At 74.1% G+C, this 17,534-nt stretch carries 15 protein-coding genes; 7 read left to right on the top strand and 8 right to left on the bottom strand.

Translation table 11 applies throughout. The annotated features are described in order from the left end of the window. Window positions 1-163: 163 nt before the first annotated feature. The gene (gene phsA / locus ACZ4D5_RS29690) at window positions 164-2,062 is read left to right on the top strand and encodes an O-aminophenol oxidase PhsA (RefSeq protein ID WP_467775512.1); all 1,899 of its coding nucleotides are present in this window, start codon (window positions 164-166) and stop codon (window positions 2,060-2,062) included. On the opposite strand, the gene ACZ4D5_RS29695 is transcribed toward phsA, so the two are convergent. Beyond that, window positions 2,059-2,757, bottom strand: coding sequence for a CTP synthase C-terminal region-related (seleno)protein (locus ACZ4D5_RS29695; protein ID WP_467775686.1), 699 nt, complete (start codon window positions 2,755-2,757; stop codon window positions 2,059-2,061). The two genes, phsA and ACZ4D5_RS29695, sit on opposite strands and share 4 nt — an antisense overlap. Between ACZ4D5_RS29695 and ACZ4D5_RS29700 the strand changes: the two genes are divergently transcribed. The 3 genes from ACZ4D5_RS29700 (at window position 2,736) to ACZ4D5_RS29710 (ending at window position 5,130) form a co-directional block, all read left to right on the top strand. Continuing rightward, a complete protein-coding gene (locus ACZ4D5_RS29700) occupies window positions 2,736-3,038 on the top strand; it encodes a LysR substrate-binding domain-containing protein (RefSeq protein WP_467775687.1) in 303 nt (100 codons plus the stop codon). The two genes, ACZ4D5_RS29695 and ACZ4D5_RS29700, sit on opposite strands and share 22 nt — an antisense overlap. 21 nt (window positions 3,039-3,059) lie before the next feature. Further along, window positions 3,060-3,854 (top strand): PDZ domain-containing protein, encoded by a 795-nt coding sequence (locus ACZ4D5_RS29705; RefSeq protein WP_467775513.1) that lies wholly within the window; start codon window positions 3,060-3,062, stop codon window positions 3,852-3,854. Between the two features lie 151 nt (window positions 3,855-4,005). Beyond that, window positions 4,006-5,130: a M24 family metallopeptidase gene (locus ACZ4D5_RS29710; protein WP_467775514.1), complete on the top strand. Its 1,125-nt coding sequence runs from the start codon at window positions 4,006-4,008 to the stop codon at window positions 5,128-5,130. Window positions 5,131-5,164: 34 nt separating this feature from the next. On the opposite strand, the gene ACZ4D5_RS29715 is transcribed toward ACZ4D5_RS29710, so the two are convergent. From ACZ4D5_RS29715 to ACZ4D5_RS29735, 5 genes are all read right to left on the bottom strand, one after another. Continuing rightward, window positions 5,165-6,178, bottom strand: coding sequence for an aldo/keto reductase (locus tag ACZ4D5_RS29715; RefSeq protein ID WP_467775515.1), 1,014 nt, complete (start codon window positions 6,176-6,178; stop codon window positions 5,165-5,167). A gap of 127 nt (window positions 6,179-6,305) precedes the next feature. Beyond that, window positions 6,306-8,051, bottom strand: a complete 1,746-nt coding sequence (treZ, locus tag ACZ4D5_RS29720; RefSeq protein WP_467775688.1) for a malto-oligosyltrehalose trehalohydrolase — start codon at window positions 8,049-8,051, stop codon at window positions 6,306-6,308. Window positions 8,052-8,270: 219 nt separating this feature from the next. Then, window positions 8,271-8,642 carry a MerR family transcriptional regulator gene (locus ACZ4D5_RS29725; protein WP_467775689.1) on the bottom strand — a complete coding sequence of 124 codons (372 nt, stop codon included), beginning with the start codon at window positions 8,640-8,642 and terminating at the stop codon, window positions 8,271-8,273. A 26-nt stretch (window positions 8,643-8,668) separates the two neighbouring features. Then, window positions 8,669-9,436 (bottom strand): SDR family NAD(P)-dependent oxidoreductase, encoded by a 768-nt coding sequence (locus tag ACZ4D5_RS29730; protein ID WP_467775516.1) that lies wholly within the window; start codon window positions 9,434-9,436, stop codon window positions 8,669-8,671. A 449-nt stretch (window positions 9,437-9,885) separates the two neighbouring features. Next, on the bottom strand, window positions 9,886-10,104 hold the full coding sequence (locus ACZ4D5_RS29735) for an SH3 domain-containing protein (RefSeq protein WP_467775517.1): 219 nt from the start codon (window positions 10,102-10,104) through the stop codon (window positions 9,886-9,888). 1,079 nt (window positions 10,105-11,183) lie between these two features. On the opposite strand from ACZ4D5_RS29735, the gene ACZ4D5_RS29740 reads away from it, so the two are divergent. Together ACZ4D5_RS29740 and ACZ4D5_RS29745 are read left to right on the top strand one after the other, a co-directional pair. Then, entirely contained in the window at window positions 11,184-11,735 is a 552-nt protein-coding gene (locus tag ACZ4D5_RS29740) for a DUF1707 and FHA domain-containing protein (protein ID WP_362334332.1), read from the top strand. Window positions 11,736-11,845: 110 nt separating this feature from the next. Continuing rightward, window positions 11,846-12,271: an SSI family serine proteinase inhibitor gene (locus ACZ4D5_RS29745; RefSeq protein ID WP_467775518.1), complete on the top strand. Its 426-nt coding sequence runs from the start codon at window positions 11,846-11,848 to the stop codon at window positions 12,269-12,271. A gap of 19 nt (window positions 12,272-12,290) precedes the next feature. Here the strand turns inward: ACZ4D5_RS29745 and ACZ4D5_RS29750 are convergent, their stop codons facing one another. Further along, complete coding sequence (locus ACZ4D5_RS29750) at window positions 12,291-13,577, bottom strand: M14 family zinc carboxypeptidase (protein ID WP_467775519.1); 1,287 nt, start codon at window positions 13,575-13,577, stop codon at window positions 12,291-12,293. 181 nt (window positions 13,578-13,758) lie between these two features. Between ACZ4D5_RS29750 and ACZ4D5_RS29755 the strand changes: the two genes are divergently transcribed. Next, window positions 13,759-15,057 (top strand): cytochrome P450, encoded by a 1,299-nt coding sequence (locus ACZ4D5_RS29755; RefSeq protein ID WP_467775520.1) that lies wholly within the window; start codon window positions 13,759-13,761, stop codon window positions 15,055-15,057. Between the two features lie 22 nt (window positions 15,058-15,079). On the opposite strand, the gene treY is transcribed toward ACZ4D5_RS29755, so the two are convergent. Next, window positions 15,080-17,509 carry a malto-oligosyltrehalose synthase gene (treY, locus tag ACZ4D5_RS29760; RefSeq protein ID WP_467775690.1) on the bottom strand — a complete coding sequence of 810 codons (2,430 nt, stop codon included), beginning with the start codon at window positions 17,507-17,509 and terminating at the stop codon, window positions 15,080-15,082. Between the last annotated feature and the right edge of the window lie 25 nt (window positions 17,510-17,534).

The raw sequence follows: 17,534 nt of genomic DNA on the forward strand, positions 1-17,534 counted from the left end.
ACGTGTACAGGCCCCGTCGGACGCACCGGCGGGGCCTCGTTCGGATGGTTTCATCCGGAATGCTGGATTCGCGGAACTTCGATGTTTTCCCGGGAGTCTTCTCCAGTGAAGGGCGGCCTTCGACCGGCCGCGACATGGGGGAAGAACACGGGGGTGTTCGATCTTGACCGACATCATTGAGCGCATCACTGACCGACCGACGGGGGACGAGGCGGAGGCGAAGGCGCCCGCGGACGGCGAACTGACACCGTTCCTCGCACCGTTGACCGTCCCGCCGGTCCTGCGCCCCGACTCCGCGGACGTGCGCGAGGAGACGGAGATCGCGCTGCGTCCCACCTGGGTGCGCCTGCACCCGCAACTGCCACCGACCCTGATGTGGGGGTACGACGGCTCGGTGCCGGGCCCCACCATCGAGGTGCGCCGCGGACAGCGCGTCCGCATCGCCTGGACCAACCGCATCCCGCAGGGCGAGTATCCCGTCACCGCCGTCGAGGTCCCGCTCGGCGACCCGGCGAAGGACCCGCCGCCCAGCACCGAGCCCGGCCGCGCGGGCGTCGAGCCGAACAAGGACGTGGCCGCGCTGCCCGCCTGGTCGGTGACGCACCTGCACGGCGCCCAGACGGGCGGCGGCAACGACGGCTGGGCGGACAACGCCGTGGGGTACGGCGACGCCCAGCTCTCCGAGTACCCGAACGACCACCAGGCGGTCCAGTGGTGGTATCACGACCACGCCATGAACATCACCCGGTGGAACGTCATGGCGGGGTTGTACGGCACCTACCTCGTCCGGGACGACGAGGAGGACGCGCTCCAACTCCCCTGCGGGGAGCGGGAGATACCACTGATCATCGCCGACAGGAACCTCGACACGGACGAGGGCGACGACCGGCTGAACGGCCGCCTGCTGCACAAGACCGTCATCGTCGACCCGAAGAATCCGGAGACGGGCAAGCCGGTCTCGCTGCCCTTCTCGGGCCCGTTCACCACGGTCAACGGCCGCATCTGGCCGTACGCCGACGTGGACCCGGCCTGGTACCGCTTCCGCCTGGTCAACGCGTCGAACGCCCGCATCTACAACCTGGTTCTCGTCGACGAGGACAACAACCCGGTGCGGGGCGTCCTGCACCAGATCGGCAGCGACGGCGGGCTCCTGCCGCGTCCCGTCCCCGTCGACTTCGAGGGGGAGCTGCCCACGCTCACCGTGGCGCCCGCCGAGCGCATGGACCTCCTGATCGACTTCAGGGAGCTGGTGGGCAAGCGCCTGCGCCTGGTGAACAAGGGGCGCGGGCAGCCGGCCGGCGTGCCCGACGTGCCGAACGACGTGCGCTATCCGCAGGTCATGGAGTTCCGGGTGGGCGAGTGCGCCGATCCCGACACCTTCGAACTGCCGGAGGTCCTCTCGGGTTCGTTCCGCCCTCTGACGCACGACATCAAGCACGGCCACCGGCTGATCGTGCTGACCCCGCCCGCCACCAAGGGAGGCGGTGGCCACCCGGAGATCTGGGAGATGGCCGAGGTCGAGAAGCCCGGCGACATCCAGGTCCCGACCGAGGGGATCATCCAGCTGCGCGGTGAGGACGGCAAGGTCAAGACGTACCGCCGCATCGCCCGTACGTTCAACGACGGCCTCGGCATCAACATCGCCGAGGGTGCCTACGAGCAGTGGAGCTTCCTGAACCTCGCGGTGAACCCGCCGGTGACCCATCCGATGCACATCCACTTGGCGGACTTCCAACTCCTCGGCCGTGACGCGTACGACGTCTCGGGCTTCGACACCAGGAGCGGCGGCACCGACGCCCCGGTCGCCTTCGACCCGAACCGGCGGATCCCGCTGGCTCCGAACGAGCGCGGCTGGAAGGACGTCTTCCGGGTGCCCGGAGGTCAACTCCTGCGGGTCATGGGCAAGTTCGACGGCGCGTACGGCCGCTTCATGTACCACTGCCACTTCCTGGAGCACGAGGACATGGGCATGATGCGTCCCTTCGTCGTCATGCCGAAGGAGGCCCTGAAGTTCGACCACGGCGCGGGGCACGGCGGCGGCCACGGGGACCACGCGGCCTAGGCGTGCCCGGCGCGGTGGGTCAGGCGGGCGTTGCCCGCGTGACGCACGGCGGCTCGCGCCAGCGCCCGCACGATCGGGTGCGGGCGCGAGCCGTCGCCGGCCAGCTCGGGCTGGAAGAGGGTGGCCAGGAAGAAGGGGTGGCCGGGGAGTTCGGCGATCCGCACCTGGCCGGTCGCGTCCTCGCCCGAGAAGCGCAGGCCGTGCGCGCGCAGCGTGTCGAGGTGGGCGCTCGGGCCGTAGTCGCAGTGGTAGCGCTCGACGGAGCCGCGGGCACCGACGACCGACTCGGCGAGCGAGTCGGGGGCGATCGTGACGGCGCCCTCGTGGCCGACCAGCGAGCAGGCGAGCGGCGCGATCAGCAGATCGTCGGCGTCCGGGTCGTTCTCGGCGTGCGCGACGTCCGACAGGCCGCACACATGGCGCGCGAATTCCAGAAGCGTGTGCTGGAAGCCGCCGCAGGTGCCGAGGAAGGGCACGCCGTCCTCGCGTGCCGCGCGGATCGCCGCGAGCGCGCCCGCCTCGCTGCGGTAGGGGCTGCCGGGCAGCACCCACACCGCGTCGAAGCCGCGCACGGCGTCCGGCTCCGCGGCGTCCTCGGTCGGGATCCAGTACGTGTCGAGGCGGCGACCTCGTCGACGCCCGGTGGATCGACGCCCCCGGCGCGGGGCTGCCGCTGGCCCAACTCCGCACCGCAGACGGCACGTCGGGCTTCCGGCCCGCGCTGCGCTACGACGGCACGGACCTGCGTACCCTCGTCGCGCTCGCCGCGGCGGGCCACGGCCTCGCGCTGCTGCCGCGCTCGGCGGCGGAGCAGGCGCCGGGCGCGGTCGCCGTGCCGCTGACGTCGCCCCGCGTCGTGCACCGCGTCGAAGCGGTCCACGCGGGCACCCTGCGCGGGCCCGCGGCGGCCCTTGCCGCACAGCTGGACGCCGCCTCACCCGTTCGTGAGGCGTCGCCGCCGGGTCACGCCGGGTAGGGCTGTGGCCGGAGGCGAGCCATGGATCAGACCACGTTGCGTCCGAAGCCGATGCCGGGCCAGAACCCCGGCCAGACCCCGGGCGCGGACCCCGGGAAACACCCGAAGCACCCGGGAAAGCGCTGGGCGATGGGCCTGGGCAAGGGGCCCGGGAAGGGGCAGGCCCTGGGCGGCGCCCCGGGGACTCCCCAGCCGCAGTCCCCTTCCGAGGCCCAGTCCGAGGCCCAGGCCCAAGCCCAGTCCCAGTCCCAGACCCAGGGAAATCCCCCGGTGAAGGGCCACCGTCCCCACGCCGCGCGGCGCCGCGGCAGGCGCCTGACGACCCTGCTGTTCGGACTGCTGTTCGCGGCGGTCCTGGTGCTCTCGGGCGTCGGCCTGGGCACGGTCAGCGCCACCGTCATAGGCATGAGCAAGCTCGCGGAGATGCAGAAGGAGGCAGCGGCGGCAGGGGCGAAGGCCGGGGGTCCCGCGGCCGCGAAGCCACCCGCGCCGCAGCCGGCCGAGGCCCGGACGGCACCGGGCGCGCGCCCGCACGCCGCCGAGTCGAGGGCCGCCACGCTCGGGGTCGAGGCGGTCGACGCCCCGTCCGGCGCGGGCGCGCTGCTGGTCGGCGTCCACATCCCGGGCCCCGGCCACTCGGCCGGTCTCGTACGGGGCGACACCGTGCTCACGTTCGCCGAGACCCGCATCGACTCGGCGGCGGACCTGGCCACGGCGGTCACCGCGGCACGCCCCGGCAGGGCGACCACCCTGACGGTCCGCCACGAGAACGGCACCCGCCAGTCCCTCGCGGTGAGGCCGGGCGTCGTGACGTGAGCGCGCGGACCCCGGGTTCGCGCCCGCGGACCGCCGGGGGCAGGATGCCGGGGGAGACGCCCGCGCAAGGCCGCCCGGCGGGGCGGCCTCGTCGGGCGGTCAGGAACCGGCGCCCCGGCAGGGGCGAAGCGACAGACAGCAGGAGGTCCTCATGAGCAGCGAGCCCGCGCCTTTCACCGCCGACGACTACCGGGCCCGCATGGACCGTGCGGCGGCGAGCGCCGCCGACGCGGGGCTCGCGGGTGTCCTCGTCGCCCCGGGGCCCGATCTCGTGTGGCTCACCGGATACCGGCCGACCGCGACGACCGAGCGCCTGACGGTCCTCGTGCTCGCCGCGGGGCAGGACCCCGTCCTCGTCGTGCCGACCCTGGAGGCCCCGGACGCCGCCCGTGCCGCGGGCGCGTCCGCGCTCACCCTGCGCGACTGGACCGACGGCAAGGACCCGTACGCCGTCACCGCGCCGCTCCTGGACGTGTCCGGCCGCTTCGGAGTGAGCGACAACGCCTGGGCGATGCACCTCCTCGGCTTCCAGCAGGCGCTGCCCGGCACCTCCTACGTCTCGCTCACCCAGGCGCTGCCCATGCTCCGCGCGGTCAAGGACGCCGCCGAACTGGAGCGCCTCGCGGCGGCGGGCGCGGCGGCCGACGCGGCGTACGAGGAGATCCAGCAGGTCCCCTTCGCGGGCCGCAAGGAGACGGACGTCGCCGCCGACCTCGCTGACCTGCTGCGGCGGTTCGGGCACTCCCAGGTGGACTTCACCGTGGTCGGCTCGGGCCCCAACGGCGCCAACCCCCACCACGAGGCGGGCGACCGCGTCATCGAGCACGGCGACATGGTCGTCCTCGACTTCGGCGGCCTCCTGCACGGCTACGGCTCCGACACCTCCCGCACCGTCCACGTGGGCGAGCCGACCGCCGAGGAGCGACGCGTGCACGACGTGGTGCGTGAGGCCCAGGCGGCGGGCTGCGCGGCGGTGCGGCCCGGCGCGGCCTGCCAGGACGTCGACCGCGCGGCCCGCGCGGTGATCACCGAGTTCGGCTACGGCGAGTACTTCATCCACCGCACGGGACACGGCATCGGCGTCACCACCCACGAGCCGCCCTACATGATCGAGGGCGAGGAACAGCCGCTCGTGCCGGGCATGTGCTTCTCCGTGGAGCCCGGCATCTATCTGCCGGGCCGTTTCGGCGTACGCATCGAGGACATCGTGACCGTCACCGAGGACGGCGGGCGGCGGCTGAACACCACCGCCCGCGAGATGGCCATCGTCAACTGAGGCCGACGTCACCGCAGTTCGGCCGGGAAGGGTCTCAGCCGAAGTCCGTGCGGGGCCCCGTCCGCGGCTCGCGGCCCGGGTAGTGCGCGAGCACGTCGTACGGAGGCGGCAGCGGCCGCGCGCTCGCCGACGTCAGGCGCTGGACCTGCTCGGGCGTCAACTCCCAGTCCACACAGCCGAGATTGTCCCTCAGCTGCTCCACCGACCGCGCCCCGACGATGGGCGCGGTCACCCCGGGCTGCTGCAGCAGCCAGCGCAGCGCCACCTGGGAGGCGGTGCGCCCGGCCTCCTCGGCGACCTCCAGGACCGCGTCGACGACCCGCCAGGTCTCCTCGGTGTTCCGCTCGTCCCAGGCGGCCGAGCCGCGCGCGCCCTCGGGCGGCGCGGCCATGCCGCGCCGGAACTTCCCCGAGAGCCAGCCGCCGTGCAGCGGGCTGTAGGGGATGACGCCGACGCCCTCCGCCGCGCTGAGAGGCGCCAGCTCCCACTCGGCCTGGCGGGCCAGGAGGTTGTAGACCGGCTGCAGACAGGAGTACGGCTCCCAGTTCCGCGCCCGCGCCACGTCGAGGGCCTTCTGCAGCTGGCCGGGGGAGTGGTTGCTCGCTCCCAGGTAGCGCACCTTGCCGGCCTTCACGAGGGTGTCCAGCGTGGACAGGGTCTCCTCGATCGGCGTCGTCGCGTCCCAGACGTGCGTCTGGTAGAGGTCGATGTGGTCGGTGCCCAGGCGCCGCAGGCTCGCCTCGACCGCCGAGACGATGTGCTTGCGGCTCAGACCGCCCGCGTTCGGCGCCTCGCCCATGGTGGCGAACACCTTGGTGGCGATGACGAGTTCGTCCCTGCGGCGGCCCTTGAGCCAGCGGCCGAGGATCTCCTCGGACACACCGCCCCCGTACATGTCGGCCGTGTCGATGAAGGTGCCGCCCGCTTCCGTGAACGCGTCCAGCATGCGGTGCGACGTCGCCTCGTCGGCCCCGCTGCCGAACGTCATCGCGCCGAAGCACAGCTCGCTGACGCGCAGCCCGGTCCGGCCGAGAAACCGCTGTTTCATGATCCGCCTCCCCTTGGTCGACCCTCAACATAGGGGCTCCGTACGGCATTTCAGGGGCTCGTGCGCACAGCGGTGCCGGACCGGCCGTGCGCACAGCGGTGCCGGACCGGCCGTGCGCGCCACAGCGCTACGCGGAGGCGAGCACCGCGCACGACTCGGCGGGCAGCCGCAGCACCCCGTCGGCGCCGGGCGGCTCGACCGGATCCCACGCGGCGAGCACGCGCGCGCGGCGAGCGCCCAGCGGAATGGCGACGGCCTCCTTGCCGAGGTTCACGGCGATCCGCACGTCCCCGCGCCGCACCGCGAACCAGCGGGCCCCTTCGTCGTACGCGACCCGGACCGCGGCCAGGTCGGGGTCGGTGAGGTCGCCGCGGGCGCGCCGCAGGGCGATCAGCCCGCGGTGCCAGGCCAGCAGCCGCGCATGGTGGCCGTCCGCCGCCTCGGCCCAGTCGAGGCAGGACCGCTCACGGGTCCCGTGGTCCTGCGGGTCCGGTATGTCCTCCTCGGCCCAGCCGTGCGCCGCGAACTCCCGCCGCCTGCCCCGGCGCACGGCCTCGGCGAGCTCGGGGTCGGTGTGGTCGGTGAAGAACTGCCAGGGCGTCGACGCGCCCCACTCCTCGCCCATGAACAGCATCGGCGTGAAGGGGCCCGTCAGGGTGAGCGCGGCCGCGCAGGCGAGCAGACCGGGGGAGAGCGATGCCGAAAGGCGGTCCCCCTGCGCGCGGTTGCCGACCTGGTCGTGGGTCTGGGCGTAGCCGAGGAAGCGGTGGGCGGATGTCCGCGCGCGGTCCACGGGGCGGCCGTGGGCGCGCCCGCGGAACGACGAGTACGTCCCGTCGTGGAAGAAGCCGCGCGTCATCGTCTTGCCGAGCGCGGCAAGCGGGGCCCGCGCGAAGTCCTCGTAATAGCCCTGCGACTCGCCGGTGAGCGCGGTGTGCAGCGCGTGGTGGAAGTCGTCGTTCCACTGCGCCTGCATGCCGAGGCCGCCGCCCGCGCGCGGGGTGACGACCCGCGGGTCGCCGAGGTCCGACTCGGCGATCAGGGACAGCGGCCTGCCGAGCTCGGCGGCCAAGGAGTCCACGGCGGCGGAGAGTTCCTCCAGGAAGTGGCACGCGCGCGTGTCCCGCAGCGCGTGCACCGCGTCGAGCCGCAGGCCGTCGATCCGGTAGTCGCGCAGCCACGCCAGGGCGCTGCCGATCAGATACGCGCGCACCTCGTCCGAGCCGGGCGCGTCCAGGTTGACCGCGGCGCCCCAGGGCGTCTGGTGCGTCTCCGTGAAGTAGGGCCCGAACGCCGGCAGGTAGTTGCCGGACGGGCCGAGGTGGTTGTGGACCACGTCAAGGACGACACCGAGCCCGAGCGCGTGCGCCGCGTCGACACATCGTTTCAACGCCTCGGGGCCGCCGTAGGGTTCGTGCACCGCCCACAGCGACACCCCCTCGTACCCCCAGCCGTGCCGCCCGGGGAAGGGGCACAGCGGCATCAGCTCCACATGCGTGACGCCGAGCTCCGCGAGGTGCCCGAGCCGGCCGGCCGCCGCGTCGAGCGTGCCCTCGCGGGTGTACGTCCCCACGTGCAGCTCGTACAGGACCGCGTCCCGCACACCGCGCCCCGCCCAGGGCGTGCGCCACGCGTACCGGTCGTGGTCGACGACGGCGCTGAGCCCGTCGGGCCCGTCCGGCTGGCGTCGCGAGCGCGGGTCGGGCAGGACGGGGCCGCCGTCCAGCGAGAAGCCGTAACGCGTGCCGTCCTCGGCGTCCGCCTGGGCGGTCCACCACCCCGAGCGGTCCCCGTCGCGCTCCAACGCACGCGTGACGCCCGCGCACTCCAGAGCGACGCGTTCGGCCTCCGGTGCCCACACCTCGAACTCCACCGACAGTTCCCCCTCGTCCGCAGTCCGCCACACCGTGCGTTCCATGGTGCGTCAGAACCCGCTGATGAAGTCAACATGCCGAGCAGGGGTGTGAAACTGGCGGCCTCGCGTGATCGAGAGTCCCGTATTCCTTGCCGGTGAGGGCTCGTGATCACCGGGAGTGGCCGTGGCGAGCATGGCGGCTCCGGGGTCCTCCGGCTTCCGCTACGAGGCGGGCGTTCAGGCCACTGGGCGGATCCGGCCACCGGTCGCCTGTCGCAACGCGGCTTCCAGCCGGTCGCGGGCCTCGGTCTGGGCAGCGATCCGTTCGTCGAGGACCGCCAGCCGTTCCCGCGCGACCCGCAGGCCCTTGTCCGAGGGCGGTGCGTTGGCCACATCGCCGTCCAGGCACGGCAGGAACACCTGCACGTCGTCCAGGGTGAGCCCGGCGGCCAGCAGGTAGCGGATATTGCGGACCCGCACCACCGCCCGCTCGTCGTAGACGCGGTAGCCGTTGGGGGCCCGCCGCGAGCAGAGCAGCCCGGCCTGCTCGTAGTGGCGCAGCGCACGGGCGGTTGTCCCAGTCGCCCTGGCCAGCTCGCCGATCCGCACCTGTCCCACCTCCCGCACCACTCGTATCACGCCACGACCGCTCCGCCGTCGACGGGGAGTACCACTCCGGTGACGAACGACGCGGCTGGGGCGGCAAGCTGGGTGACTACCCGGGCCACCTCCTCGGGGCGGCCGATCCGGGCCAGTGGGGTGTGCGCCAGCTGCCACTCCCGCACCGCTGCCATTCGCTCCGGTGTCAGGCCCTGGTGCTCGCCGATGGGGGTGTCGATCGCCCCGGGGGCGACCGCCACCACCCGGATCCCGCGCGGTGCCAGCTCGACCGCCCAACTGCGCGTCAGCGACTCCAGAGCCGTCTTGCCGGCCGCATAGACCGAGCTGCCCGGCCAGGCCCGCTGCCCCACCGACGTGCTGACATTGACGATCACCCCGCCCGACTCCTCCAGGAGTGGCAGCGCGGCCTGGGACAGCAGGATGGGCGCGACGAGGTTGGTGGCGAGCTGAGTTGCGATGCCCTCTGGCGTCAGCGTGCCGAGGGCACCGCTGCGCACGATGCCTGCGTTGTTGACCAGTACGTCCAGTCGGCCGTGTGTCTCCAGCGCGGCCCGAACGATCCGGTCCGGCTCGCCCTCGGCGGTGATGTCGGCGGCCAGCGGCGTGATTCGGTCGTGCCTGGCCGCGGTCTCCTTGAGGGGCTCGGCCCGCCGCCCGATCGCGATCACGTGGGCGCCCTCGGCGGCGAAGGCATGGGCGGTGGCCCGGCCGATCCCGGTGCCGGCTCCGGTGACGGCGACGATCCTGCTGCTCTGTGGTGCGGTGCTGTTCATGCCGGACATCGTGCAACCCTGCCGCCAGCGGCAAGGTCAAACAGCGCCTGACGGGCAGAAGTCACCGCCAGTGGTCACCGGGGGAACAGCGCCGCCGAGTCCGGCCTCTTCGGCGATCCGGGGGCGCGGTCGTCGTGGTGGCCGAGCATCCTGACGATCACCGCGGCGGGAGCGGGACAGCGGCATCGGGGTGGGGACGCCGTCCTCCGCGTCATGCGTCAACGCAGGTCGCCCGCAATGGTGTTGCCAGTTACAGCCGAGGTGCCGAACGTGCCCGACAGGTCATCCCCGGGCATGCCGCGGGTGGCTTGGCAGGTGATGACCTTCAGGCACTGCTCCAGGCGGTGGTCCCGGGACGGCTGCGTGGCCAGGCTCAGCAATGGGGACTGGCTCCGCGCGGTGAGCCGGGCACCGGCCGTGTCGAGCGGGTGTCTCGGCCGGGGCCCGGGCCGAAGGGCTCAGCAGTAGGGTTCGATGGTGCCGATGTTCTCGGCCCAGCGTGCCGCGATCCAGCCTTGCCCGTCGAACAGCCGGTACCACCGCGGATTGCCGTCGACGACGGTGGAGTCGACCTTGCAGCGGATCAGGACCGTGTGCCCCTGTGGCAGGCGGCCCACCACCCGGTACTGCGTTCCGGCTCCTTGCCGGATGCTCAGGTCCCGTGCGATGACACGCACGCGGAAAGGATCTGCCTCGGTGTGTCCGCCCCCCATGGGCCCGGTCGGTCCGGCCTCACCCCTGGGACCTTGAGGGCCTGTCGGCCCGGTACTTCCATCCGCGCCGACTGCTCCTGCCGGTCCGGTCTCGCCGCGCGGGCCGCCGGGGCCCTGCGGGCCTGTGGGGCCCGCAGGCCCGGGGGGTCCCGTGGGGCCGGGGGGTCCCGTGGGGCCGGTTCGGGTGGTGGCGCCCTCGCAGGACTACGGTCCGTGCCCGCGCCAGCAGGCGCCCTACCGCCGGGCCTGTTTCACCAACCTCCCCGCCCGACACCTGCACCCCGGCCCCCTGACCGGCCGGCAGGTTGCCAGGACCCTGGCCTGGTGTGCACGCGCCCCCCGAGACAACGACCGCCGCGCGTGCACCGCCGGGACCGGACAGCAGGTCATGAAGCGCAGCCTGGAGCGCGCACCATGGGCGGCCGGGCGCTGCCGCACCGGCCGACCCTGGCAGCACCGGCCCTGCCTCGTCGCGGCCATCACCTACCACCACGTGTTCTGGCACGGCACCCCCAGGGCCGAGGAGCCCCTGTGCCCACAGCTCTCCCACCCCGCAGGCCTCGACCTGTGCGACGGCCTCCTCATCACCCACCACGTCCCGCGGCGGGATCGCATCCGGCGCCATGGCGGGCGCGAGGCGTATCGCTCCAGCGAGCGGACTGAGGCGTCAGGGCGAAGGTTGGTTCGGTCCTGCGGCGCCGGCCGCCGCTCGATCGGCACCCCCTCCGCCCGATGCTCGGGCGGCCGTTCGCCGGCCGAACACCGGTAGAGCCGCACCTGGTTGCGGGACAGGCCCGCATCCTCGGCGAACATCCCCGGTGTCGTGTGCACGCCGAACGGCTCTTCGGCCGTGGCGGGCCCCGGCCTCACCCCGCGAGCGTCAACCCACCATGAGATCCAGAGCAGTCAATGGCTACGGCTCCCGTGCGCGGCCCTTCTCGTTCGGGCTCTCGGAAACGGCCGTTCCGTGGGGCGAAGAGATCGATCGGCCCTGCTCCCACCGTTTCTGGACACCCGGGGCGCGCTTGCCCGACAATCTCCTGGTGACATCCTCTTTCGAGTTCTCCACGCACCCCGCTCGGGTCACGGACGCCGAGCGTGACCGCGCGCTGGACGCACTCAAGGAGGGTGCGGCCGTCGGCAGGCTCTCGCACGACACGTTCCTGCGCCGCATGGAGCTCGTGCTCGCCGCCCGCAGGCCCGACGAACTGGCCGCCCTCACCGCCGATCTGCGCTCCGAGGGACGCTGGACGCGGATGGTGCTCGGCAGCGTCGGCGCGGTCTCCGGTTTCACGATGAAGCTGCGCAGGGCCTGGCAGGCCGAGCGCCTGCCCAAGCTGCTTCTGCCGGCGCCGGACAATCCGTACCCGCTGCGGATCGGCCGCGACCCGGCCAACGGCCTGCGGCTCAGCCACGACACGGTCTCCCGGGTGCACGCCGAGCTGAGCCGCCAGGGCGGCATGTGGGTGCTGCGCGACCTCGGCTCGACCAACGGCACGTCCGTGAACGGCCGCAGGGTGATCGGCGCCGCCCTCGTCCAGGACGGCGATCTCGTGAGCTTCGGCCGGATGGCCTTCAGACTCGCCGTGAGTTGATCCCGTTCGGGTGAGTCCGGGTGGGCAAGGGGCCCCACTGTGTCGATGGATGCAGGGGCGTGGGCGAACCGCCCGCGCGCACCCCGAGCTCAAGGAACACGGTGACGGTCATGGCCAGGACGGTACGGAACGCTCTGCTCGCGGCGGCGGCCGCGGGAACCCTGCTCGCCGCGGGCGCGACCACGGCGACGGCACAGGCCCCCTCCGAGCAACGGTTCCCCGGCAACTGGCTGTACGTGGCCGTCATGCAGGGCGAGGACGCCTTCGGCGACGTGGACGGCACGATGCTGCGCTGCGGCAAGGGCGGCCGCGGCGGCAGCCACCCGGAGGCCGCCAAGGCCTGTCGCCAACTCGCGCGCGCGGGCGGCGACATCAACAAGATCCCGCACGAGAACACGCCCTGCACCATGATCTACAAGCCGGTGACCGCCGCCGCGTACGGCATGTGGAACGGCCACCGCGTCGCGTACGTGAAGAACTTCCCCAACGCGTGCGTGATGGGCGCCCACACGGGCTCGGTCTTCAAGCTGTCGTAAGTGCCGCGGCACACCCTCCTCACGCGCGCGTGCGGTCGATGTCGGCCTGCACGCGCGCGTGGCGCGCGGCGGCGACCGTCGTGCGCGACTGGTGCTCGACCTGGTGTTCCAGGGGCACCCAGCGGGCCCTGAACCGCTCCGCGAACGCCTCGCTCCACTGCGTCACCAGCTGCTCCAGACGCGGCGCCGCACGGTCGCCCGCCTCGTCCAGGACCCGCAGCAGCATCGCGGCCGCCCGCAGCGGCAGCCGCCTGCCGAAGGCGTCGACGCTCCCGATGTACGCCATGCTGGTGCCCGCGGGCGGCAGCCGCCCCCAGTCGTCGGCGAGGCCGGGCACCAAGGAGAGCGCCCAGCGCCCCGCCCGCAGCAGCGGACCGTCCACGCCGGGCAGCCGCGGCAGCGCCTCGTCCAGGATCTCCTGGACGAGCAGCGTGTCCCTCCTGAGCCGCCGCGCGAACGTCCGCATCGCCCGCACCGGCGCCGGATGCGCCGCGGGGTCGTCGACCAGGTCGCTCGCCCACATCGGCACCTCGACGATCGCGGTACGCCCGCCGTAGCGGTGGGCGTGGTGCCAGGTGGTGAGCCGGGCGTCCTCGGGCAGGCTCGGATAGGCCGCGTCCGTGTCCGGCCCCGGCAGCACGTGGATCCCGGGCCCTGAGACCGGCCAGCCCGCGGCGTCGGAGGCCCCCGTCTCCACCGGGATGTGCAGCTCCGCCGCCGACTTGGCGAACGGCTCCGCGAGACCGGGGATGTCCTTCGTCAGCTGCACCCAGCTGCCGCCCAGGTCGGTGCCGTGCAGGGACACCTGCAAGTAGGGCCGCAGTTCGTCGATGACGCCGGTCAGGGCGCGGGTCTCCGGCGGCAGCCGGTCGGGCGGCAGCACGGAGGGGGACCACTCCGGCTGCTCCGGCGCCGCGGGGCGGAAGAAGTTCCGGTGGTAGTCCAGGAGCGAACGGGGGGCGGGCGTGCGGTGCAGGCTCGCGCCGTCCGGGTCCGCGCAGAGCAGGAAGTGCCAGGAGGTGTCGGCGCGCAGCCGCCGGTCGCGCAGGGTTCGCTCGGCGAGGTGCAGGAGCGTCGAGCCGCCGGTCGGTTCGTTGGCGTGGGCGCCCGCGACGACGAGGACGGCGCGCCGCGACCTCCCCACGGACAGCAGGTGCAGCGGACGGCCCGCGCGCGAGACGCCTACCTGGCGAAGGGTGCCCAGGTCGGGTCGGTGGGCCGCCAACTGCCGTGCGGAGGTGAAGAGTTCGGACACAGTGGGATAGCGCTGCACCGCCAGTTGACTCACCCCCGTCTGGTCCGCCACTGACGCCATCGCAGTACGCCACGCCCCGGGGGAGGTGTCAAGGTCGCCTACCAGGGGCGGCACCTCCGACGTGTGTCACCCGTACGGGCGCACGGAACCTGCGGGGCGGCCCCCGCGGTGGTCGTCTGGAACACAGCCGCGCGGCTCCTCGTCGCGCCGACGCACAGGTGGGAGCCCCGCGGTGCGCTGCATTCCCGTCCCGCCGGACGGTCCGATCTCCACGGCGCCGCCGTGGCACTCCCTGTCGGTGGCCTCCGGCGTGCGCGTGCGAGATGCCGCCCCCGGCGCGCGGGAAGTCCCGCGTCACGAACCCCCGCGCCGCGCCGCCCCCGTCGAGGCGTCGCGCAGGCCCGTCGCGGGGTCCGGGCGGCGGCGCAGGCTGCCCGCGCCCAGCCTCCTGTCGCCCGGCGTCGCGCGGGACCCGTACCCGCTGTACCGCATGCTCCGCGAGGACTTCCCGCTCGTGCGCGACGAGGCCTTCGGGGCGTGGCTGGTCAGCCGGTACGCCGACGTGCGCGGCGCCCTCGCGCGCCCCCGGCTCGTCGCGCCGCCGCCGGGGCGGACCCTCGCGCACATGGAGGGCGCCACGCACCGCGCGCACCGTGCCCTGGTCGAGCCGGCGCTGGGCGGGCGCGCCGTCGCCGCCCTGGCCGCGGGGATCTCCCGCACCGCCTACGTCCTGGCCCGCCGCGTCGCCCTCCGCCAGGAGGCCGATCTCGTCGTGGAGTTCTGCCAGTGGCTGCCCGCCGCCGCGGCCGTCGCCGCCCTCGGTCTGCCCCGCGAGGACGCCGCCCGCGTCCACGCGTGGTGCCGCGAGGGGCTCACCCACCTCGGCGGCCACCACCGCGCACTGGACGCCTGTCTGCGCCCTCACCTGGCGCGGCGGCGGGCCCACCCCGGCGACGACCTGCTGTCCGTGCTGTGCGCGGCCGAGGTCGCGGGGCGGCCCCTGTCCGACGAGGCCGTGACCGGTCTCGTGGGCTCGCTGCTCGGCGGGGGCGGCGAGACCACCGCGCTCGCGCTCGCCTCGTTCCTCGCCGACCTCCTCGACCACCCGCGCCAGTTGGCCCTGGTCCGCGAGCGGCCCGAGCTGCTCCCCGCGGCCTGGGCGGAGTCCCTGCGCCGCGATCCGCCCGCCCCCGTCGTGCTGCGCCGCGCGGTCCGCCCGGTCGCCGTGGCGGGCGTCCTGCTGCCCGCGGGCGCGACCGTGGCGTGCCTGGTCGGCTCGGCGGGCCGGGACCCCGCGCGGTTCGCCGACCCCGACCGCTACGACGTCTTTCGCGCGGACCGGGGCCATCTCGCGTTCGGCGCGGGCCGCCACGCCTGCCTCGGGACCGAACTCGCCGCCGCTGTCGCGGAGTACGGCGTCCGTGCCCTGCTCGACGCCCTGCCGGGGCTGTGCTGGGCACCGGGCTTCCGGCCGGCCGCCCAGGGGCTGCTGACCCGCGGCCCGCGGACGCTCCTCGTACGCCCCGGGTGAGCGACGCACTCCTCGGGGGGGCTCACGGGGAGACCCGCTCCAGGAGCGCCACCGGCGACTGAGCGAAAAGCTCCTCCACGCGCGCGTGCCCGTCGAACTCCCGCCCCGGGACGAGCAGGTCGGCCCACCGTCCCTCCGGCAGCGCGAGCTCCGTCTCGCGCCAGCCGCCCGCGTCGGCCAGCCGCAGGGACAGCCGCGTCACCGCCGCCACGACGTCCCCGGAGCGCGTGAACGCGACGCAGTGCGCGGCGCCGGGCCCCTCGGCGGTCAGCGGCTCGTACGTCGCCGCGCCCCCGAACAGCTCAGGACGCCGCCCGCGCAGCCGCAGCGCCGCCGCGGTGAGCGCCAGCTTCTCCTCCGAGAGGTCCCAGCGCTCCCGCTGCGTGTCCAGCCGCTCAAGGACGTGCGGCTGGAAGCGCGCGGGCCGCCGGTTGTCCGGGTCGACCAGGGCGCGGTACTCGCCCTCCGTGCCCTGGTACAGGTCCGGCACCCCGGGCATCGTCAGATGCAGCAGCGCGGCCCCGAGGACGTTCGCCCGCACATGGGGGCCGAGCTCGCGCGCGAAGGCCGCCACCGCGTACAGCGGCGGCCCGCACGGCCCCGCGTCCACGAACGCCTCCACCGCCTTCTCGTACGCCTCGTTGGGCTCGGTCCAGCCGGTGTGCAGGCCCGCCTCGCGCACGTGCTTCAGGAGCGCGTTCTGCAGCCGCTCGTCGTAGGGGAAGCCGAAGCCGACCGCCGTCTGCCAGGCGGCCCAGGCGAGTTGGGGGTCGGGCGCGCAGGTGCCGCCCATGCGCGAGGTCTGCTCGGTCAGCTCGACGAGGAGGTCCGCCCACCGGTCGGGGCACTGCGTCAGGATCGATATGCCCGCCCGTACGTCGGCGCTGCGCTTGGTGTCGTGGGTCGTCAGGACCGTGCCCGAGTAGGGCCAGTCGCGCTGCACGCGCGCGCAGTACGCGTGGAACTCCTCCACGGGCACCGCGGGACGCTCGGGCGCGCCGCCCACCTCCGCCGCCGAGAGGAGCGGCGCGTGCCGGTAGAACGCGGTGTCCTCGACGGCCTTGGCACGCAGCGCGGACGCCGTCTGCGCGAACCGCGCGCGGAACTCCTCGACCGCCGCCGACACCTCCACCGGCCCCGCGCCGTGCCGCCCCAGCGCCAAGTCCCGTACGACGTCGACCGCCTGGGCCTCCTCGGGCACGCCGAAGGTCGCCCTCGCCTCCTCCGCGGCGCGGACGGTGAGCACCGTCTCCGGAGCGGCGCCCCCGGACACGTACGGCCGGTAGACGGGCACCCGCACGAGCAGTTCCCGCAGCGCGGTGCGCAGCGCCCACGGCGCGTGGTCGCGCAGGGACGGGTCCGCCGCGCAGATCGCGGCCGCCACGCGCGTGAGGCGGTCGACCTCGGCGGCCAGTTCGTGCGTGACGACCTTGTACGCGGCGCGGCGCACCGTCGCGCCCCAGTCGCCGCCCCGGTCGGCGGGCGGCGCGGCGAACCGCCGGTACTGGCCGAGGAGTTCACCGGCGCCCGCGGGGTCGGTGAAGACGCCGTCGACGTGGCGCAGCGCGTCGTACCCGGTGGTCCCCGCCACCGGCCAGGCCGCGGGCAGGTGTTCGCCGTCGGCGAGGATCTTCTCGACGACCGTCCAGCGCCCGCCGGTCGCCTCGTGCAGTCTCTGGAGGTACGCCCCCGGGTCCGCGAGGCCGTCCGGGTGGTCGACGCGCAGCCCTTCGACGACGCCCTCGCGCAGCAGTTGCAGGATCTTGCCGTGGGTCGCCGCGAACACCTCGGGATTCTCGACCCGCACCGCGATGAGGTCGGAAATGGTGAAAAAGCGGCGGTAGTTGAGCTCGGTGCGGGCGAGCCGCCACCAGGACAGGCGGTACCACTGCGCGTCGAGGAGCTCCGGCAGCGGCAGCTCCTCGGTGCCCTCGCGGATCGGGAAGGCGTGCTCGTGATAGCGCAGGACCTGCCCGTCGACGCGCAGCCGCCCCAGCTCGTCGCCGACCCTGCCGCCGAGGAAGGGCAGCAGGACGCGCCCGCCGCCCGCCTCCCAGTCGACGTCGAACCAGCGCGCGTACGGCGAGTCGGGGCCCTCGCGCAGCATCTCCCACAGCGCGTGGTTGTGGCGCGGCACCGCCGCCATGTGGTTCGGCACGATGTCCACGACCAGACCGAGCCCGGCCTCCCGGGCCGCGCGGGACAGCGACCGCAGGCCGTCCTCGCCGCCCAGCTCGTCGCGCACGCGCGCGTGGTCCACGACGTCGTACCCGTGGGTCGACCCCGGGACGGCATCGAGGACCGGCGACAGATGCAGGTGCGAGACACCGAGCGAGGCGAGATACGGCACGGCCGCCTCGGCGGCCGCGAAGGTGAAGTCCGGCTGCAGCTGCAGCCGGTACGTGGCGGTGGGCGGAGCCGGCACCGCGGGCCCGGAGCGCTCCGGCGTCATGCGCGTCATGCGAACGTACGTACCC

It is taken from the genome of Streptomyces sp. NPDC025651 (genome assembly GCF_055558735.1).